Origin of the sequence: Egibacter rhizosphaerae, from assembly GCF_004322855.1 — a bacterium.
Classification (GTDB): Bacteria; Actinomycetota; Nitriliruptoria; order Euzebyales; family Egibacteraceae; genus Egibacter; species Egibacter rhizosphaerae.
Map to the genome: position 1 here is coordinate 2,576,710 of NZ_CP036402.1, position 17,931 is coordinate 2,594,640.

At 70.2% G+C, this 17,931-nt stretch carries 19 protein-coding genes, 4 tRNA genes and 1 pseudogene; 9 read left to right on the top strand and 15 right to left on the bottom strand.

The genetic code is table 11. The features are described from left to right. Positions 1-92: 92 nt before the first annotated feature. Positions 93-347, top strand: coding sequence for a ribbon-helix-helix protein, CopG family (locus ER308_RS12030; RefSeq protein ID WP_131155220.1), 255 nt, complete (start codon positions 93-95; stop codon positions 345-347). Further along, positions 344-724, top strand: a complete 381-nt coding sequence (locus ER308_RS12035; protein WP_131155221.1) for a type II toxin-antitoxin system VapC family toxin — start codon at positions 344-346, stop codon at positions 722-724. Before ER308_RS12030 ends, ER308_RS12035 begins: the two co-directional genes overlap by 4 nt. Positions 725-895: 171 nt before the next feature. Here the strand turns inward: ER308_RS12035 and ER308_RS12040 are convergent, their stop codons facing one another. Both ER308_RS12040 and ER308_RS12045 read right to left on the bottom strand, forming a co-directional pair. Then, positions 896-1,312, bottom strand: coding sequence for a DUF6157 family protein (locus tag ER308_RS12040; RefSeq protein WP_131155222.1), 417 nt, complete (start codon positions 1,310-1,312; stop codon positions 896-898). Positions 1,313-1,414: 102 nt separating this feature from the next. Next, a complete protein-coding gene (locus tag ER308_RS12045) occupies positions 1,415-2,119 on the bottom strand; it encodes a DUF4386 domain-containing protein (RefSeq protein WP_165492035.1) in 705 nt (234 codons plus the stop codon). Positions 2,120-2,275: 156 nt separating this feature from the next. Here ER308_RS12045 and ER308_RS12050 point away from each other — a divergent pair, with 156 nt between their 5' ends. Continuing rightward, the gene (locus ER308_RS12050; protein ID WP_131155224.1) at positions 2,276-3,424 is read left to right on the top strand and encodes a sensor histidine kinase; all 1,149 of its coding nucleotides are present in this window, start codon (positions 2,276-2,278) and stop codon (positions 3,422-3,424) included. Further along, a pseudogene (locus ER308_RS22815) lies at positions 3,421-4,076 on the top strand (response regulator). The gene ER308_RS12050 and the pseudogene ER308_RS22815 overlap by 4 nt, the downstream one beginning before the upstream one ends. A gap of 80 nt (positions 4,077-4,156) precedes the next feature. Here the strand turns inward: ER308_RS22815 and ER308_RS12060 are convergent. Continuing rightward, positions 4,157-5,080 (bottom strand): proline dehydrogenase family protein, encoded by a 924-nt coding sequence (locus tag ER308_RS12060; RefSeq protein ID WP_131155225.1) that lies wholly within the window; start codon positions 5,078-5,080, stop codon positions 4,157-4,159. A 410-nt stretch (positions 5,081-5,490) separates the two neighbouring features. Continuing rightward, positions 5,491-5,590: transfer RNA gene (locus ER308_RS12065), tRNA-Phe, on the bottom strand. A gap of 160 nt (positions 5,591-5,750) precedes the next feature. Between ER308_RS12065 and ER308_RS12070 the strand changes: the two genes are divergently transcribed. The 3 genes from ER308_RS12070 to ER308_RS12080 all read left to right on the top strand — a co-directional run bounded on the left by ER308_RS12070 (position 5,751) and on the right by ER308_RS12080 (position 9,163). Then, entirely contained in the window at positions 5,751-7,115 is a 1,365-nt protein-coding gene (locus tag ER308_RS12070) for a transcriptional regulator (RefSeq protein ID WP_131155226.1), read from the top strand. 474 nt (positions 7,116-7,589) lie between these two features. Then, complete coding sequence (locus ER308_RS12075; RefSeq protein WP_131155227.1) at positions 7,590-8,198, top strand: hypothetical protein; 609 nt, start codon at positions 7,590-7,592, stop codon at positions 8,196-8,198. Then, complete coding sequence (locus ER308_RS12080) at positions 8,195-9,163, top strand: FtsK/SpoIIIE domain-containing protein (RefSeq protein ID WP_131155228.1); 969 nt, start codon at positions 8,195-8,197, stop codon at positions 9,161-9,163. The genes ER308_RS12075 and ER308_RS12080 overlap by 4 nt, the downstream gene beginning before the upstream one ends. Before the next feature lie 344 nt (positions 9,164-9,507). Here the strand turns inward: ER308_RS12080 and ER308_RS12085 are convergent, their stop codons facing one another. The 10 genes from ER308_RS12085 to ER308_RS12130 form a co-directional block, all read right to left on the bottom strand. Next, the gene (locus tag ER308_RS12085) at positions 9,508-10,137 is read right to left on the bottom strand and encodes a hypothetical protein (RefSeq protein WP_131155229.1); all 630 of its coding nucleotides are present in this window, start codon (positions 10,135-10,137) and stop codon (positions 9,508-9,510) included. A 541-nt stretch (positions 10,138-10,678) separates the two neighbouring features. Continuing rightward, positions 10,679-10,984 carry a hypothetical protein gene (locus ER308_RS12090; RefSeq protein ID WP_131155230.1) on the bottom strand — a complete coding sequence of 102 codons (306 nt, stop codon included), beginning with the start codon at positions 10,982-10,984 and terminating at the stop codon, positions 10,679-10,681. A 340-nt stretch (positions 10,985-11,324) separates the two neighbouring features. Further along, entirely contained in the window at positions 11,325-12,404 is a 1,080-nt protein-coding gene (locus ER308_RS12095; protein WP_131155231.1) for a CU044_5270 family protein, read from the bottom strand. 6 nt (positions 12,405-12,410) lie between these two features. After that, positions 12,411-12,998 (bottom strand): RNA polymerase sigma factor, encoded by a 588-nt coding sequence (locus ER308_RS12100; RefSeq protein WP_131155232.1) that lies wholly within the window; start codon positions 12,996-12,998, stop codon positions 12,411-12,413. A 415-nt stretch (positions 12,999-13,413) separates the two neighbouring features. Beyond that, positions 13,414-14,199, bottom strand: a complete 786-nt coding sequence (gene istB, locus ER308_RS12105) for an IS21-like element helper ATPase IstB (RefSeq protein WP_131155233.1) — start codon at positions 14,197-14,199, stop codon at positions 13,414-13,416. Continuing rightward, the gene (locus ER308_RS21615) at positions 14,199-14,477 is read right to left on the bottom strand and encodes a hypothetical protein (protein WP_205745585.1); all 279 of its coding nucleotides are present in this window, start codon (positions 14,475-14,477) and stop codon (positions 14,199-14,201) included. Before ER308_RS21615 ends, istB begins: the two co-directional genes overlap by 1 nt. Before the next feature lie 210 nt (positions 14,478-14,687). Further along, positions 14,688-14,763, bottom strand: a tRNA-Phe gene (locus tag ER308_RS12115). A gap of 76 nt (positions 14,764-14,839) precedes the next feature. Continuing rightward, positions 14,840-14,914, bottom strand: a tRNA-Asp gene (locus tag ER308_RS12120). A 63-nt stretch (positions 14,915-14,977) separates the two neighbouring features. After that, positions 14,978-15,049: transfer RNA gene (locus tag ER308_RS12125), tRNA-Lys, on the bottom strand. Between the two features lie 60 nt (positions 15,050-15,109). Further along, positions 15,110-15,535, bottom strand: a complete 426-nt coding sequence (locus ER308_RS12130) for a Fur family transcriptional regulator (protein ID WP_165492038.1) — start codon at positions 15,533-15,535, stop codon at positions 15,110-15,112. Positions 15,536-15,574: 39 nt separating this feature from the next. Between ER308_RS12130 and mshD the strand changes: the two genes are divergently transcribed. Next, on the top strand, positions 15,575-16,552 hold the full coding sequence (gene mshD, locus ER308_RS12135) for a mycothiol synthase (protein ID WP_131155235.1): 978 nt from the start codon (positions 15,575-15,577) through the stop codon (positions 16,550-16,552). 78 nt (positions 16,553-16,630) lie between these two features. On the opposite strand, the gene ER308_RS12140 is transcribed toward mshD, so the two are convergent. Further along, positions 16,631-17,353, bottom strand: a complete 723-nt coding sequence (locus ER308_RS12140; RefSeq protein ID WP_205745586.1) for a winged helix-turn-helix transcriptional regulator — start codon at positions 17,351-17,353, stop codon at positions 16,631-16,633. Positions 17,354-17,517: 164 nt separating this feature from the next. Here ER308_RS12140 and ER308_RS12145 point away from each other — a divergent pair, with 164 nt between their 5' ends. Beyond that, positions 17,518-17,802 (top strand): MoaD/ThiS family protein, encoded by a 285-nt coding sequence (locus tag ER308_RS12145; protein ID WP_165492039.1) that lies wholly within the window; start codon positions 17,518-17,520, stop codon positions 17,800-17,802. Positions 17,803-17,931: the final 129 nt, after the last annotated feature.

Sequence of the window (17,931 nt, forward strand, 5' to 3'; positions counted from 1 at the left end):
TATCCCTCCAAACCCTCGCCGAGTGCGGTCCCTGCCGGGATGGCTCGAACTCCGGCGCTGATCAGCGCCGACGCATGATGTAAGCTTACATCATGAGCCACCGTACGCAGATCACATTAAGCGATGAGCAGTACGAACGGCTCCGGACGGAGTCCGAGCGCACTGGCACCGGGCTCGCGGAGCTGGTGCGTCGCGCGTTGGATCGAACGTACGGAACCACACCGCAGCGCGAACGCATCGAGGCGCTGGAGGCGAGTTTCGGCGCCTGGGCTGACCACGAGGACGACGCTGCCGACTACGTCCACGAGCTCCGCCGGGGGATGGAACGGCGCCTGACGGTCCGATGACGGTGCTGCTGGACACCTCGGTGCTCGTCGACCACTTGCGCGGCCGCGAGGAGGCGAGGCAAGCGCTGCGCAGGGCGCTGAGTCACGGAGAGCCCCTCACGGCCTCGGTGGTCACCAAGGTCGAGGTCCTCGCGGGCATGCGAGCCTCCGAGGAAGAGGCCACCCGCACGTTGTTCCGCGCTGTGGAGTGGATCGCCGTCGATGACGGCATCGCCGAGCGTGCGGGGCAAATGGCGAACCGGTTTCTGCGGTCCCATTCCGGCGTCGATCCCAACGACTACATCATCGCGGCCACCGCCGAGCAACTCGAAGCTCAACTTTGGACACGCAACCTGAAGCACTTCCCGATGTTCCCGCACCTGACCAGCCCCTACTGACGTCCGCGCGACGTTCCAACACCCCATCACCGCGTGGAAACGGTGATCTCGCCGCCGCTTGGCGGGCCGTCCGCGGGCCTGCTGCCGCGGGCTTGCTCCTCGTGGGCGGTTGAGATCAGCCCCGAGGCGCGGTGCACGCCCATGACCAGAGCCTTCGGCGTGGTGCGGCCCTCACGAGCGCTGGGTCCGCATGGCTTGCAGCACCTTTACGCCCCGCTCGCCCCTTGCGAGGCGTTGGTACTCCTCGGACTCCCTCGGCCACAGCCCGATGCGGCCCTGGACGTCGAAGTGCAACCCCCACCCGTAGCGCTTCGGCAGCGGTGACGTCCGCAGGCAGGGCTGCGGCTTGGCGAAGAACTCCTCGCGCGATTCGTCGCGTCGCGCCGCGGTTTGGGCCTCCGGCACGGCCTTGTGGCGCAGGTGCGTCTCGAACAGCACGTCCTCCTGTGTCAGGGCATAGGGCCGTGCGGAGAGCAACTCATGCTGAATGGTGGCGATCGTAGGCTTGCCGCCGCGAGGTTGGGGCGTCACGGCGGTCTCGACCGGGCAGTCGGCCGCCACCAGGATGAACGTCTCCTTGTACCCCATCGCATCCTCCACCGTGGACCTGCGATCGTCCTCACTCGAGCCTCGTGGTGGACCCCTGTCAGGGCAAGGGCCAGGCCAGGGCGGCTCCTTGATCGGGGCCGCTCAAGTGGCCGGGGTGGCGAGCTGGTCGGACGTCGGTGTCCGCACGCCCTTGATGATCAGGTAGGCGACCATCCAGAACTCGGCGATGGTGGGCGCGCTGATGATCGCGTGAACGACTGCGGGCAGGTCGGGGCAGAGGACCTCCACCAGCGTGCCGACGATCCAGGCGGCACCCGCGACGACGAGCAGGACGCTCAGCACCCTGGAGAACAGACCGGATCGGTAGGCCAGGTAGCCGAGCGGCAGCAGCCACAGGCCGAAGAAGACCCCGGCGATCGTGTAGCCGTGGTGGTGCATGTCCACCAGCAGCAACGCGAGGCTGTCGGCGCTGTGGGCGTCGACAGCGTAGGCGGCGGGGTCGGTTGCGACGAGCAGAGCGGCGTGGTGGAACACCAGGTTGACCAGGATCATCCCGGCGGCCACGGCCACGAAGATCACGAGCAACCCGGCGGCGTGCCGGTCGACGTGGCGTAGCAGCAGGTAAAACGCGACGCCAACGAACACGAAGATTGTGGCCATCGCGATGTCGGCGACGAGGCTGAACCGAAACAGGGTCGGGTTGGCGGCGATGTTGGCTGCGGTGGCGGCCGCCTCGCCCGGCACGCGAATATCGGCGCGGACACCGAGGTGGGCGATCCCGCCCAGGACCGCCATGAGCAGGTACAGGGCGCCGGCTGTCCGGGCGAGGTGCTTTGACGTTGACATGGGTTCTCCCTGATCGAGCGGATGGACCTCAAGATGACCGGGAACCTCGATGGGCACATCGGTCTGCCGGCTCGGCTTGTCCTGGCCGCGGGCACGACACGTGTCTCGTCCCTTTGGCTGATCCGCCAGGGGCGCGATGTCCCTACGCTGTTGGGCATGGTGGGAGACGCCCTCCGGGTGCTGTGGACCGAACCCCGCCCTGCGCATGCGCCCGTCCGGGTGTGGTGGGACTGGGCGCTCGTCGGCGCGCTCGGGTCGTGGTCGCTCATGGAGGTGCTGCTGCGCCAGGAGCTGGCGTGGCGCCCGGTGATGCTCGCCGCCAGCCTCGTGGTCGCGCTCTGCCTGTTGTGGCGGCGCACCCATCCCCTGGCCGCCGTGGCGGTCTCATTCGCAACCCTCACCGTCGTCGACGTCGCAAGGATCTTCGCCGCCGGCGAGACTGGGCTGCTGTGGAGCGTGGCGGCTGCGCTGCTCCTGCCCTACGCCCTGTTTCGCTGGGGCGCCGGCCGCGAGGCCGCGATCGGTCTCGGGATCGTCGTGGTCTGGCTTGGCGCCACTCACGTTGCCGACCCGGCCGGCGCGGCCGAGGTGGTGGCCGGCTACGGGTTCTTCCTGTTCTCTGCCGCGCTCGGCGCCGCGATCCGCTTCTACGCCAACACGCGCATCCGCGACGTCGAGCAGGCCACGCTCCGCCAGCGCAACGATCTCGCCCGCGAGCTCCACGACACGGTGGGCCACCACGTCTCGGCCATCGCCATCCAGGCCCAGGCCGGGCGCGCCGTGGCAGCATCCGACCCGGACCGCGCTCTGGTCACGCTCGGAACCATCGAGGAAGCGGCGTCGAGGACGCTGGAGGAGATGCGCTCCATCGTCGGCGTGCTACGCGAGGGGGCAGAACCGGACCGCGCCCCGCAACCAAGCGTGGCGAACATCGAACAGCTCGCCCGCGGCGACGGGGGAGCTCCCCGTGTCGACGTGCAGCTGTCCGGCGCCTTCGACCACGTGAGCCCCGCCGTCGGGGCTGCGCTGTACCGGATCGCCCAAGAAGCGGTCACCAACGCGGTGCGCCACGCCACCCACGCAACCCGGATCATCGTCCAGGTCGCCGACGAGGGCGACCGGGTACGCCTGACCGTCCACGACGACGGCGCTGACCGCACCACCGCGCAGAAGCCGGGAGGCTACGGGCTCATCGGCATGGCCGAGCGTGCGAGCCTGCTCGGCGGCATGCTGCAAGCCGGACCCGACCCCGAGGGCGGCTGGACGGTCGACGCGGTGCTGCCGCGGAGTGTCGCGACGCGATGACCATTCGCGTGCTCATCGCCGACGACCAGGACATCGTCCGCGCGGGGCTCGGGATGATCCTCGACGCCCAGCCGGGCATCGCGGTGGTCGGCGAGGCGGCCGACGGGAGCGAGGCGGTCGCACTCGCCCGCACGCTCCGCCCCGACGTCTGCCTGTTCGACATCCGCATGCCCCGCCTGGACGGGATCGAGGCCACCCGCCAGCTCGCCGGACCCGACGTGGCCGACCCGCTGGCGGTCGTGGTGATCACCACCTTCGACCTGGACGACTACGTGTACGCGGCGTTGAAGGCCGGCGCCCGAGGGTTCCTGCTCAAAGACGCCGGCCCCGCCCTGCTCACCCAGGCGCTCCACGCGGCCGCGCACGGAGACGCGCTCATCGCGCCGAGTGTCACCGCGCGGCTCCTCGCAGCCTTCGCCGACACCCGCGCCAGCCGAACCCCCCGCAGCCGATCGAACCGCTCACCAGCCGGGAGGAGCAGGTCCTCATGCCGGTCGCCCAGGGGTGGACCAACAGCGAGATCGCCGACGACCTGCATATCAGCATCAGCACCGTCAAGACCCACCTGGCCAGCCTCATGCGCAAGCTCGACGCCCGGAACCGCGTCGAGATCGCGATGTGGGCCTACGAAACGGGCCGCATCAAGACCTGACAGCGGACACCGAACCCGCGGAAGCCACGAGATCCTGCCTCGGTCCCTGCCTTTCGGACGCGCCCCGGAACCGTTGACGATCAGTGCACCGTTGCGGCGCTGGTGACTTCTCGGCAGGTCTGGACCGGGTCAGGCGCCGCGGCTCTCGCGACGCGTCGCATCCAGTAGCGAAACCACTCGCTGCCGTAGGGCACGTAGATCCGCACGTGGTGTCCCCGAGCGAGGAGATCGACCGCATCCTCGGTGTGTACGCCGAGCAGCATCTCGATCCCGACACCGTCCACGGCCGGCAGCAGCGCTTCACGGATGACCGCATCGTGGGTGGCGAGCGTCAGCCTGCCACCGTCGTGGTTGATCTGGTGGGCGAGCCGGACGAACGCGACGTCGACCGATCTCCCCCACGGGTAGGCCACGTTCGCCGGTTCCAGGTAGGCGCCCTTGACCAGCCGGATCGGTACCTGCGCGTCGACCAGCCGACGCGCGTCGCTGGCCGTTCGTCGCAGGTTCGCCTGCAGGGTCGCAACGACGGGCACCCCCTCGGCGGCCAGCGCCAACTCGGCGTCGACGATGCCCGGGGTGCGGTGGCTCTCCTCGGCGCTGATCTCCAGGCGAGCCGCTTCGGGCAGGACCGCCGCTATCTGGCGTATCTGCTCGCAGAAGTACTCGACCGAAAGGTCGATCCCGAGGTGGGAGGGCACGACCTCCAGGTCCAGGTCCCCATCGACGTTCGCGATCGCGCGGGCCATCTCGCAGTACTCGTCGACGATCGCGCCGATCGCCTCGCGATCGTGCAGCCCCTCCCCGAAACGGTCCACGCTGACGGCCAGTCCCTGACTGACCAAGGTGCGGGTGGTGGTCAGCGCGTCCGCGAGCGTCTCGCCGGCCACGTACCGCCGCGCGTGCGCGAGGGCCCGCCGGCGTAGGAACGCAGAACGCGTGACCAACCCCTCCAGCCGATCGCTGGTCGCCGCCGCGTACAGCAACCGCCGTCCGGCCCGGGCCATACAACTCCGATCAGAGTGGGCAGCGACCGGAGCGGTCCCGCCCACTACTACGGACGGATCGGGTGCCCGGTTCACCTGCTACCCGTAGCGATAAGACGACCGTGTGGATCGATCGCGCGACCCACGAGGAAGTGCGCCTCCGGCAGGCTCCGTAGCCGCTCTCCGACACCCCGCAGTGATCGTCACCGCTGATCGCATCCTCCTGCACCGGCCCAGCGTCGTCCAGGTCGTCCCGGTGGGCAGCACCGTGCGAAGGGCGGAGAGCCGCAGGAACCTCGGTCCAACCTCCCTCCGCGCTGCCGCGGAGTTGGGTCCTCGCCGGGAAGGACCGCTTCCAAGCGCGTAGCCGCGACGATGGCACCCGCAGCAGCGCCGACCGCACTGAGCTGCAGGTCAGAAGGCGATGAGGCTGGTGGTCAGGGACGGGGTCGAACCGCCGACCTTCCGCTTTTCAGGCGGCCACGAGCGTGGCCAAGGCGTGCCCCCCGATCTCCCGTAGCGTCACTGACCAGCGGTTTCGCTGACACGGGACACCTCGATCGGCACCCTTCGCCCTCCGGGTTCCGCAGCGATCGTGAGCACCTCGTGAGCATCCCGGTGGCCCAGCCGCGGACCCCACCAAGCGCTCCAGAAAGGAGCAAGGCGGCCGGACGCGGCACGCGGTAGCCCCGTGGCTGCGCAGGAAACGACCCGGGTGGAGCCCACCGAGGCCCGCGATGCAATGGCGTTCGGTCAGGAAACCGGCCGCGTGCTCTCCGACGGCCGCATCGTCGGGCGGGCGGAGCCGTTCGCGAAGGTCTTTGCCAGCAGCCGCGAGGTCAAGCGCGCGGTGGGCCTGGCGGCCTGGTGTGTGCTCGAGGACATCGCGCTGGACGCGGTGATCGACCAGCACGGCCGGTTGGTGTCGGAGACCAACGTGCGCCGCATCGGCGAGAACCTTGGGTTGAACAAAGACACGGTCAGCAAGCACCTGCGCCGGCTGCGCGAGTACGGCTTCGTGTTCCAGGAGGAGTACCGCGACCCCGCGCGGGGCCGGTGGGAGGTGTGCCGTTACGTCCTGGACCCGTCGGCGTGTGTGGAGCGGTTCACCCACACACCCAGCGGGAGCGGTGAGCCGTGTCCGAAGGATTCGGACACGGGCGAGCGTGAGCCCGTGTCCGAGTTCACCGGACATGGTGATTTCGGACACCTCTATAGACATGTTGATGTTGTTACAGAACAACAACAGCAACCGCCCGAGCGCGAGCCTGCGGCCGTCGACTGGCTGCGCGATCTGGGGGTGTCGGCCGCGGTCGCCGCGGACCTCGCGGGCCGCCACGACCAGCAGCGCATCAGCGACGTGGTCACCGCGGCGAAGGTGCAGCAGCTGCGCACGCCCGCGGGCTGGCCGCTGCCGGTGCGCTTCGCGGCCGCCAACACCGGCCACCCCGCCAGCGGCGACCCGGGTCGGCTGGCGCGTTACCTGGATCCCGAGCACGAGCGCGCGCTGGCCTCGCGAGCCGAGGCCGACCGCGCGGCGCGGCAGCGCCGACGCGCCGATGAGGACCGCCGCCGAGCCGTCGGGTGTCGCACGGTCGCGGCGCTAGGCGGGCGGTCGGGCGCGTGCTGGTGCGTGTACTGCGATCCCGCGATCCACCTCAACGAACGGCGCCAGCGGGCCGGCTGGACCGAGGGCCGATGCGTGTGCGGCGCGCTGCCGCCCCACGGCTCGGCGTGTGTCGGTCACCGCTGCCACGAGCTGGTCGTGCTCGTCGGCGACCACCCGGCCGTGGCGCTGTTGCTCGACGAGGACCGCGTCGCCTGGCTGACCGGTGCGCGCTGCCCGAGTTCAGCCGCCGGCTGTGAAAGGAGCCGCTGTGACTGTCGCCCACGAGGACGTCATTCCCGAGATCGAGCACGAGGTCACCCGCCACGCCGACGACCTCGAGCACATCGACCAGCGCATCGCCGACGAGCTCGTCGTGCCCCTGTCCTACTACTTCGCCTACCTCTTGGTTTGGGGAGCCATCGAGAACTACCGGCTCGGTGGAAGTAGCTGTTTGGGTATAATCAGCACGATAATTGCAGAAGGGGTGTAGAATCCGCTATACAACGGGGTGGTACAGGCCGCTGCTTCGAATCGCCCGCTGACCGCCCGTTCTTCTCCTTCGTCGTCTCCGCACCCCGCCCGCTCTTCGTCCCTCTGGAGCGGCCGGGGTGCGGAGACCAGAACGGTCGGGGGGAGTCGGGCGAGTCGAAGCAGCGGGACGGGGTGCGGTGGTGATGGGGGAGCACGGTGAACAGCAGGAACTGCACGGGCTGGAGGGCACTGCCGGGTGGGCCTGGCCGCAGGGCTCGGGCGAGCTGGCGCGGGCGCGTCGGCGCGGCGCGGGATCGCAGGGAAGCGGTGGCGGGTCGGTGCGGGGCTCGGGGACGCGGGCGGCGGTCACCGAACGCGATCGCGAGATCGTGGCGTGGCTGGGCCGGCACCGGTTCGCGACGGCCAGGCAGGTGCAGCGCCGCTGGGGAGGTGCACTGGCGTGTGGCCTACCGGCGGCTGGCCAAGCTGCGCCAGCTGGGCCTGGTCGGCCATCGGCATGTGCTGCACGGCGCGCCGGGGGTGTTCTTCGCCACGCGGGCGGGGCTGCGCATGACCGGCGTCGACCTGACCGCGGCGACGGTGGACCTGCGCACCTACCGGCACTCCCTGGCGTTGGTGAGCTTGGCCATCGACCTGGAGGCCGATGCCGAGGCGTTGTGGACCGAGCGCGAGATCCGCCGGGCCGACGGGTCGGCGCAGTCGCGCGGCGAGCTGCAGTACGCCGTCGCGCTGGCTGATCGCTCGGGCGCGTCCCCGCGTCCGCACCTGCACATCCCCGACCTGGTGCTGCGCCACCCCGACGGCGAGCTGGAGGCGGTCGAGCTCGAGCTCACCGCAAAGCGCACCCGCCGGCTGCGCGGCATCTTGCGCGCGTTCGTGCGCAGCCGGCATCTGCAGCGCGGGGTGACCTACTACACGCCGACTCCGACGGTCGGCCGCTTGGTCGAACGGGTCGCGCGCGAGCTCGACGCCACCCACCTGGTCCGCGTCGTGGGGTGGAGCCCACCGGCCAGCGACGGCATCGGGGAGGTGGGATGACCGACACCGCTCGCGAGGCCCCCCGCGGCGCGCCGCGCACCTGGCAGCCATCGGGCGGCGCCGACCCCGAGCAGCAGCGCCAACGCGACACGCTGCTGCGCGCCGCCGGGGCGGCCGCGGTCGTCGCCGCGGCGGCGGTGGCGCTGGCCGTCTGGCTGGTGCTGCACGGCTTGCTGAAGGTCGCCCAGGCGAGCTGGTGGTGGGGGCTGCTGCCAGCTGGCATCGGTGTGGCCTGGACCTTCGGGGTGGGCCTCGAGGAGATCGTCGAGGAGTACGCGGCGGTCTACCGCACCCTCGGCGAACTCGTCGCTGCGCAACGGTGGGACCAGCTCGCCGACGGGTGGACCGCTCGCGTGTTGGCGCTGGCGCCCGCCAGCGTGGCCGCGGGCAGCCTCGCTGCCGCCGCGACGCGCGGCTGGGCGGTGTTGCGGGCCCCGTCGTGGCGCTCCGAATCGTCCACCGCGCGGGCGAACCCGCGGCGCGCGGCGCGCATGCGCCGCCGCCTCGAGCGCGACGCGTCGCGCCCGGCGGGTGCGGTGGTGCTGGGCATGGACCCGCGCGGCGACCCGGTGCGGGTGACCACCGAGCAGCTAGCCGCGCACGCGCTGCTGGTCGGCGCGAGCGGCTCGGGCAAGACCACCACCGCGCTGCACCTCACCGGGACGCTGGTGCACCAGCAGCACCCCGTGGCCGTGATCGACCTCAAGGGCGACCCCGAGGTCGCCGAGCAGCTGCGCGGCGAAGCCGCCCACGCCGGCGTGCCGTTCGCGCAGTGGACCCCCGAGGGCCCCGGTGTGTGGAACCCGCTGGGCCGCGGCGATGCCACCCGGCTCAAGGAGAAGCTCATCGCCGGGGAGCAGTTCAGCGAACCGCACTACCGCCTATGGCCTCGATGGTGCGCCACGCGGTGGGCTGCGATGCGGTCGCCTGCCCAGCGCGCTCACCGAACAAGTAAGGATCCCTGAGCGCGAGGTCGGAGACGCACTCGCCGCCGTCGATGAGCATCACCGCCAAATCGCGGACCACCACCCCAGGGTCGTGCTCGCGCCACGACCGCACCCCCGACCGCGCGCCCGACAGCGCCCGCGTCAGCTCCGTGCAATTGGCGACCTACACGCCCGCGCGACCCTCCACCCCGCCGCTGTCGCCGGTGACGTCGAAACGCCCCGCGGTGCTGCTAGCCTTCACCCGCACTATGAACCCCCTGGTTCTGGGGATGTGCTCTCGACAAGCAGCATCCTCGCAGGCCAGGGGGTCCATCTCATCCTAGGCGGCCCACCCCGCGCCTCACCCCCGCGAATAGTCAGGGCTAGGGGAGGATCCTAATTGACCAAATGCGATTGTTCCACGCACCAAGGTGTGCACTTTGAGCTTCACCCGAAAGGGTCAGAAAGCCCGCGGTCTGGTTGCAGTTCGGGTCGGCACCGTCGAACACTCGGGTATCGTTAGATAGGTTGTTGACCCATGATGTCGCTTGCTCCGCGAACCCGTACGGGGAAAGGCTCTGACACGGCCCAACGTCCTGAAACTGCAAGCGCCGCGGGGTGACCCCAGCCGGGGCATCCTCGTTGAAGGTCCGGTACTCGTAGAGGCAGAACCATTCGTCCTCGAACCACCCTCCCGGACACGCATCCGCACCGACGTTCTGCGGAGCAGGCTGCTCATCCGGGTCGATGCCGGCAGCGCGAGCTCGTTCCTCGAAGTGCTGCTCCACATCGGTCTCGGACCCGAAGCATTCGATATGGTCCTCGGTATAGACAAGGCAGATCCGAGCCTCGCCCCACCCCTCCGCGAGATCGATCTGGTCGCCTTCGAAGGTGGCGGGCGTAGTCATCTGGGACTCGTCTGCACTCGCTTCGCGATCGGAGGCCTGCGCGGCCGGCGCGAGGGCACCCGCCACCATGAGCAAGAGAAGGAGCATGATGGGCAGTGACATCATGTTAACTCGTGTAGTGGGCAATGTTCTCATCTCCTCGTGTCAGCCTTGCTGATTCGTTCCACACGTGGGTGGGACCAGTTGCCAGACTTCTCAGGTGCGTCCGATTCTCTTGGTCTACAGCCTTTGCGCTCCTTGCGGGCCTGGTCGCGTGACCCTCCTTTGGTCGTGCGGTAGCTGCCTGACCGTCCGTGCAACTGCTTCGGTGACTTACATGCCCGGCTAGAGGGGCACTTGACATGAAGATGCTGATGAACTGCCCATGGACGCATGCGTAGGGTGATGTATCCGTTGGACTATTATCATGCCGGTCAATATCATGGGCAGGTTTCCGGTGGTTTGGTCGCGTGCCGCAGTTGGCGGTGTATCAAGGTGCCCAGGTCCAGATCTCATGCAGTGGACCGTCCGCCGCGGCAACCTGCGCGCCTCTTGGCACCAGTGCGCGTCGGGCGGCAGCCGCCTGTTGTGGGTCGACGAGAACGGCCACCCGGCCGCGTCCGCTCACCGCGGTGACAACCCCGCCGCCGCGCGAGCGGCCCGCGAGCTACCAGCTGGCTATGACCCGGACGCGCGCAAGGGCGATGGCTGGTATCTCACCGCCATCTTCCCCACCCGGCCCGCTCCCCGGGCGAAACGGCCTGGACACGTCCCGCGTGGACGGCAACGCCGACCATCGCGCCGTGCGCATCGTCGACGCCAGCGACAACCCGACCCGCCGCAGCCGAGCGTTGAGCTGAGCCCAGGCCTCGGCGCCGTCGAGCGCGGCGGCGAGGTCCTCGCCCACCGGCAGGGTCGCGGGGTCGAGCTCGTGTTGGGCGAGCAGCTCGCGCAGGCGCCGGGCGAGGTGCAAGTGGCACGCGAGCAGGGTAGGGCTTGGCGCCGCGGTGGCGGCCTGCGTCGGGCCAGCGCGGTTGCGCTGCGGCGCGGATCTCGGGCGCGTCGTCTGCCACGACCACCTCTGTGGGGTGCCCTCGAGCCCGGCGAAGAGAGTGGAGGTGGGGGCACACTCGGTCCTCTGGGCGGCTCGTGTTCGTGAGGCAAGAACCGGCAAGGGCGGTGACGATGCTGACATCTGCCCATGGGCTCGGTTGCGAGGCCGACCGTCGGGGAGGTCTGCCAAGCGATGAAAGGCCCTCTACGACTGCGGCGAGCCCCTGGTCCCCTAAGCCCGAAGCGCGGCCCCGGTCCCGTCAGTCGGGACGGTCGCCTACCTCGCGGACCCATGCGGTCTCCAGGACCCACCCACCAGAGATGACTTGGCCGCGCTCCAGGTCGAACTCGGAGCGATCTTCTAGCAGGACCTCCTCCTGCCCGACGCGGTCGCCGGTGTGCGGGTCGAAGTGCCACTCCTGGCGGGTGTGCCAGCCGGAGGCGTCGGACTCGAATCCGAGCGCGACGATGTCGCGGTCGAGTCGGTCGCTCGTCTGGCCCAGCGCGTCGACTCCGTCCACCGCGGCCAGCGCCTCGGCGGCGGCGCGCCGAAGCTCGGCAGGTGCGACCGGCGAGCCAAGGTACTGATCGAGGATGCCGACCAACCTCGACTGATTGCTTTCATCGATCTCGTAATGCTCGGTCAGGTGGTCCCGCAAGGCGTCCGGCTCGGCGGGCAACTCGCGCATCTCCTCGGCTCGCGCGGAGAGATCGGTGCTGTGCTCGGAAGGCTCGGCCTCGTCCGGGGGGAACCACTCGCGCCAGCGGCGCTCGTCCTCGCTGGAGGGAAACGTCGGTGCTTGGTGCCCCCGAACGGTGTGCCGCTGCGCCTCGGGGGTGATCCAGTCCTCGGTGTGGCTGGCTACGATGCGGCTCGCGGTGTCGCCGTCGGCCACCGCCTGGTCGAGGCCGATGCCCTCGCCCTGGACGTAGCGTACGGGTCGGTCCGGCGGCGGCACGCCGGGCTCGGGTAGTGCGGCGACAAGCTCCTCGGCGCTGTCGTACGCCTGGTCTGAGTAGGCGAGCGCCTGCGGCGCGAGGCTCGCGGGTGCGCCCGGGCTGCCTTGCTCGCCGAATGGCCACAGGGCGGGTGCCGCCACGGCGACGACGGCGACCGCCGCCACGGTGGCCGCCGTCGCCATCGGGCGCCGGCGCCACGCCGCAGACGGGCGGGTCGATTCGGCTGTTGGCGGCTCATCGGAGATCGCCCGCTCGAGTTCCTCGCGGGCTGCAGCCAGGTCCACCCGCTCGGCAACCTCGTCCTCTCCCAAGGGGTTGCGGTTCGCGAGGTGCACGCGAATCGCTTCCGCATCGTCGGTCGCCCGCGTGATCCGCTTCATTGACACTCACCTCTCCGGTGCGCTCTCCCGATTGCGGCCAGACGCGATCCGCGTGGGCTCCCCGTCGCCGTCAGCCAAGGCCCGCTCGAGACGGCGTCGCGCGCGATGCAAGCGCACCCTGGCTGTCCCGGGCCGGCAGTCCAGTGCCACGGCGAGTTCCTGGAGGGAGAGCCCTTCCCAAGCGACGAGCATCACGACCTCGCGATCCGAGTCAGGCAGTGCGCTCAGGACCCGGTCAGCCTGCAGCCGGTGCACCACTTCGTCTGCGGGATCGGCGGAACTTTCCCCCGGCGACTCCCAGGTCGCCCCGTCGCCTAGCGCTTCCCGGTGTCGGCGCCAGTGGTTGGCCAGCACCCTTCGCGCGGTGAGGAACAACCACGCCCGCTCCATCCCCCCAGGCAGCTCATCGAGCCGTCGCCACGCCACGAGAAAGGCCTCCGACGCAGTGTCCTTCGCGACCTGCTCGCCGGCACGACGCCAGACGTATGCCACTACAGCACGATAGTGCTGCTCAAACAGGCGCGTGAATCGCTGCCACGACGCCGGGTCGCCCACGCCACCGCTCCTCTCCGGTCCAAGGTTCTCACCTCGCATATGTAGGACGACCCGGCATTGTTACACGGCCAACTCTTGGATCCGCGTGGGAGTGTCGGACACGTCCATCCCGAACGGCTTGCCGAGATTGTTCGTGCAGCTTCGCAAGGGTTCCGGGGTGGGGGTGGCGACCCTTCGGTTGAGTTCGTCGTCGGCGTGAGGCGTCGCGGGTGGGTGCGAGAGGGCGCGCCTGCGTGTTCGCGGGCAGCACGGAGTGGCGGTCGGTGGCCGCTTCGTGCGCGTCGGGTGGGTTGCCGCTGCGCTTCCGGGCGTGGCGGATCCTCCCAGCGACACCTCGCCACGGAGTCCTCCAGTGTCAACGGACATCTGGATCTCCCCAGTGGCGGTCGTGAGTTCTCCCCGCTGGCGGACATGGGTTCTCCCCAGTGGCGGTCACGAGTTCTCCCCACGGGGGTCAGGTCAGTGGGGTCAGCCCCTTGCCGTCGCGGGCTTGGGCGAAGCGGTAGGAGTCGCCTTCGGTCATGACGATGTGGGCGTGGTGCATGAACCGGTCGACGGCGGCGGTGGCGATGGTTGCTGGGAGGAGTTCGTCGAACCCGCCGGGGTGGACGTTGGAGCTGATGGCGATGGAGCGGCGTTCGTAGGCGGCGTCGATGACGCGGAACAGCGCTTCGGCGGCTTCGGTGGGCACTGGGAGCAGGCCGATGTCGTCGATGACGACGAGGTCGGCTTTGATGGCGCGGTTGATGGCTTTGGTGACGGTGTCGTCGGCGCGGTGGCCGGCGACGAGTCGGCCGAGGCCCTCGATGGTGAACCAGGCGACGGTGCGGCCAGCGTCGATGGCGGTGTGCCCGAGCGCTTCGAGCAGGTGGCTTTTGCCGGTGCCTGAGGGGCCGACGACGGCGAGGTTCTCGCCGCGGTCGAGCCACTCGAGGCCGCGCAGCGCCTGTTGGGTGGCGGTGGGGATCGTTGAGGCGTGCTCGTGCCAGGAGTCGAAGGTCTTGCCGGCGGGGAACCCGGCGCGGTGGTGGCGGTTGCGGATGGTGGCCGCAGCACGGCCTTGGGCTTCCTCGTCGAGTAGGACGCGCACGACTTCGGCGGGGTCCCACCGTTGGGCTTTGGCGGTGGGCAGCACGTCGGCGGCGGCCTTGCGCAGGTGCGGCAGGCGCAGCTGGCGGGCGAGCGCGTCGACCTCGCCGGCCAGCTGCTCGGAAGTGGAAGTGGAAGTGGGGGTGCTCATCAGCTGAGCTCCTTCCACTGGGCGGTGCCCGGCTGCAGGCTGCGGCTTTCGCTGATGGGCACCACGACCCGGTCGGGATCAGCGGCGCGCTGCTGGTGGCGCAGGATCGAGGCGAGGTCGCCCTCGGCGAACCGCCCGGCGGTGGCCGCGGCCGCCAGCGCGGTATCCACCGAGTCGTTGCCGTAGACGGCAGCGAACTCGACCGCCTGGTCCATCTTCACCTTGATCCGGGCCGTGCCGGCCGCCGCAGCGGCGGTCAGCCAGCCGGCCTGGGCCATCACTCGACGGCCTTCACACTCGACATCTACTCGCACGTGATCCCCGGCATGCAGCAGCAGGCAGCGGAGCGAATCGCGGACCTCGTGCTGGGCCCCGGCGACGAGCCCCCCGAAGAGCTTTCGTGAGCAATTCGTGAGCAAGGAGGGAGCGACGATGACACCCACAGCAGCGTCAACCACACTGAAGTGCAGGTCAGAAGGCGATGTGGCTGGTGGTCAGGGGCGGGGTCGAACCGCCGACCTTCCGCTTTTCAGGCGGACGCTCTACCTACTGAGCTACCTGACCCGGTCACCTGCCGACCCGGCCGGTGACCGGGTGGCCCGGTGATGCGGCCGGCGCCTTCACGGCGCCGGCCGAAGGGCGGACCTGACGGGATTTGAACCCGCGACCTCCTCCTTGACAGGGAGGTGAGCACTCCAGACTGCTCCACAGGTCCCTATGTGATTCGCGCTGCCGCGCTCGCTTCGGAGCGTGACCTGGTCTCGCCGCCGCACGAGCGTGGGCCGTGCAGGACTCGAACCCGCTCCGCCGGATTAAAAGTCCGGAGCTCTACCCGTTGAGCTAACGGCCCACGACGCATGGCTTGCGCCGCAGCAGCAGACGAGAGTGTAGCGAGCCGGTGCGGGGCTCGCTAGCCAGTCGCTTCCCCGGTGCGGCAGGCCTCGCACACGCCGTGGACGACGATGTCGACCTGCTCGGCGACGAAGCCGTGCTGCTCGCCGAGGTGGCCGCGCAGTCGCTCCACGAGGTCCCCGGTGTGGTGCTCCACCGTCGCGCAGCCGCGGCAGACGAGGTGGAAGTCCTCATCGCTGTGCGCGATCTCCCAGTGTCCCTTGCCGTCTCCGAGGTTGACCTCCTGGACCAGGTCGAGCTCGCTCAGCAGCGACAGCGTCCGGTAAACGCTCGCGACGTTGAAGTCGGGGACGGTCTCGGAGACCCGCTCGTGGATCTCCTCGGCCGTCAGGTGCCCCCGGGCGTGACGGAGCACGTCCCAGACGAGTTGCCGCTGGGGCGTCAGTCGGTACCCGGAATCGCGAAGCCGCTGGCCAACGTCCATGTCCGCATGATGCCCGTCGCGGGCTAGCCTGTCGCCTCCATGGCCCGGATCGAGCTTCACACCAGCCTCGAGCAGCACGTCCTCGACACGATCGTCGAGCTGCTGGAGGAGACGACGCGCCTCGACGGCCACCAGCCCGTCGGGGAGCACAAGTACGCCCATCTCGTGGTCGGCGCGACCGGGTGGACCGGGGTGCTGGCCTACGAGGGCGACCGGCTGGTCGGTTATGCCCACACGCGCTGGAACGCGCTCGGCGACTACCCGCGGGTCGCGGTCGAGGTCGTCGTGCACCCGCAGTGGCGCGCCGACGGCAGGGTCGCGCAGGCGTTGCTCGCCGAGACCGAGGGGGTGCTCGCCCGCGCGGGCGGCGGGGTGATGTTCCTGTGGGTGCATCGGGTCAGCGATCCGCGGCGGACCGTCGCTGCCGAGCTCGGCTACGAGGTGCAGCGCGAGCTCGCGTTCATGAGCCGCCCCTTGACCGAGCGGCCCGAGCCGCGGATCCCCGAGGGGGTCGAGATCCGCCCGCACCGCCCCGGCCACGACGACGCGGAGTTGCTGCGGGTCAACAACGCCGCGTTCGAGGGGCATCCCGAGAACGGCAACTGGGACCATGCCGAGCTCGAGCGCCGCCGCGCCCTGGCCTGGTTCGACCCGGAGGATCTCCTGATGGCCTGGGAGGGCGACCAGCTCCTCGGGTTCCATTGGACGAAGTGGCACGGACACGACGCCGACGAGGTGCCTGCGCACGAGCCGGTCGGGGAGGTCTACGTCCTCGGCGTGGACCCGGCGGTACAGGGCCGCGGCCTCGGCCGGACGCTGCTGGACGTGGGGCTCGCCCACCTGCACGACCGCGGATGCCGGATCGCGGTGCTGTACGTCGACCGGCAGGACGAGGTGGCGGTGCGGCTCTACGAGGCTCGCGGATTCACGGTGCGCTACTCCGAGGTCTGCTACCAGCGGAACGTCCCGCCCGCCATCGATGCCCCCGAGTCGGAGCTGCGCCGCCCCGCTGGCTGACGCCGCCCGGCGGAACGAGGCGGGTCAACGCGCTTCGGGGAACGGGCCGGGTCAATGCGCTTCGGGGAACGGGCCGGGTCAACGCGATTCGGACCCGTCCCCCTGCTGGCCGTGCTCGTCGGGGCGCCCGCCGGCGGCCGCCCCCTGAGGATCGAGCTTGTATCCGACGCCGCGCACCGTCCCGATCAGCTGCTCGTATTCGGCGCCGAGCTTCGCGCGGAGACGCCGGATGTGCACGTCGACGGTGCGGGTGCCGCCGAAGTAGTCGTATCCCCACACCTCCTGCAGCAGCTGGCTGCGTGTGTAGACCCGCCCCGGATGATTGGCGAGGAACTTCAGCAGCTCGAACTCGCGGAAGGTCAGGTCCAGCGGCCGGCCGCGCAGCCGCACGATGTAGGTCTCCTCGTCGATCTGGAGGTCACCGACGTTCGCGGCGCGCGCCGGGGCCTCCCGCTGGTGCCGGTCGACGGCGAGGCGCATCCGGGTCTCGACTTCCGCGGGTTGAGCGCTCGGCAGCAACCAGTCGTTGAAGCCCCACGAGGCCTTCAGCGCCGCGAGACCACCGTCGGACACGACCACGAGAACCGGGATCTCGAGGTCGCGAGCAGCCAGCTCGCGGCAGGTCGTGCTCGCCCCGGCGAGGTCGCGGGTGGCGTCCACGAGGACGAGGTCGACGTCGGTCTGGGCCTCGGCGGCCGCGGCGGCGAGGTCCCCCGTGGCCAGCTCGTGGTCGAGGAAGTCCAGTGCGGGCAGCATCTGCTTGGCCCGAGCGGTGTCGTCGGACAACACGAGGAGTCGCACGCAACGATCCTTCCCGATGTGTCCCTGGCGCGGACGGTAGCAGCCCGCCCGTCGACCGGCGGGGCGGCCCACGCACCCCGGGCGAGCCTCGGGCCGGCGCGCGAGACTCGTAGGGGAGGGCCGCCAGGATCCCTCAGCGACCCATGATGGCAGGAAGGTGTTTCGTGGCGGTTACGGTACGGATGTTCGCGGCCCTGCGCGAGGCCGCGGGGGAGACCGAGACCCAGGTGCCCGCCGGCAGCGTCGCCGAGGTCCTCGCGGAGGTGCGGCGCCGGTACGGGGAGCCGTTCACGAGCCGCCTCGCGCTCGCCTCCGTCCTCGTGGACGGGAACACGGTCGACCACGACGCCGACACGCCGGTCGAGGACGGGGCGGAGGTCGCGCTCCTGCCGCCGTTCAGCGGGGGCGGGTTTGCACTGTTCGCATCATCGACGGGGTGGGCATTGTGACCGTTTCCGCGCAGCCTCCCCCACTGTGCTGGCCGATACTGGCATGGTCGAGGTAGTGGGAACCTGGCAGACGGTGCAAACCGAGCGTGCGGCGCGCCGAGGCGGGCGGCCGAGCCCGTGGTGGAGGAC

Excerpts from the sequence above, each read along its gene's own strand:
- ER308_RS12030 (WP_131155220.1), top strand. The coding sequence starts at position 93 with ATGAGCCACCGTACGCAGATCACATTAAGCGATGAGCAGTACGAACGG.
- ER308_RS12035 (WP_131155221.1), top strand. The coding sequence starts at position 344 with ATGACGGTGCTGCTGGACACCTCGGTGCTCGTCGACCACTTGCGCGGC.
- ER308_RS12040 (WP_131155222.1), bottom strand. The coding sequence starts at position 1,312 with ATGGGGTACAAGGAGACGTTCATCCTGGTGGCGGCCGACTGCCCGGTC.
- ER308_RS12045 (WP_165492035.1), bottom strand. The coding sequence starts at position 2,119 with ATGTCAACGTCAAAGCACCTCGCCCGGACAGCCGGCGCCCTGTACCTG.
- ER308_RS12050 (WP_131155224.1), top strand. The coding sequence starts at position 2,276 with ATGGTGGGAGACGCCCTCCGGGTGCTGTGGACCGAACCCCGCCCTGCG.
- ER308_RS12060 (WP_131155225.1), bottom strand. The coding sequence starts at position 5,080 with ATGGCCCGGGCCGGACGGCGGTTGCTGTACGCGGCGGCGACCAGCGAT.
- ER308_RS12080 (WP_131155228.1), top strand. The coding sequence starts at position 8,195 with ATGACCGACACCGCTCGCGAGGCCCCCCGCGGCGCGCCGCGCACCTGG.
- ER308_RS12085 (WP_131155229.1), bottom strand. The coding sequence starts at position 10,137 with ATGATGTCACTGCCCATCATGCTCCTTCTCTTGCTCATGGTGGCGGGT.
- ER308_RS12095 (WP_131155231.1), bottom strand. The coding sequence starts at position 12,404 with ATGAAGCGGATCACGCGGGCGACCGACGATGCGGAAGCGATTCGCGTG.
- ER308_RS12100 (WP_131155232.1), bottom strand. The coding sequence starts at position 12,998 with ATGCGAGGTGAGAACCTTGGACCGGAGAGGAGCGGTGGCGTGGGCGAC.
- istB (WP_131155233.1), bottom strand. The coding sequence starts at position 14,199 with ATGAGCACCCCCACTTCCACTTCCACTTCCGAGCAGCTGGCCGGCGAG.
- ER308_RS21615 (WP_205745585.1), bottom strand. The coding sequence starts at position 14,477 with ATGGCCCAGGCCGGCTGGCTGACCGCCGCTGCGGCGGCCGGCACGGCC.
- ER308_RS12130 (WP_165492038.1), bottom strand. The coding sequence starts at position 15,535 with ATGGACGTTGGCCAGCGGCTTCGCGATTCCGGGTACCGACTGACGCCC.
- mshD (WP_131155235.1), top strand. The coding sequence starts at position 15,575 with ATGGCCCGGATCGAGCTTCACACCAGCCTCGAGCAGCACGTCCTCGAC.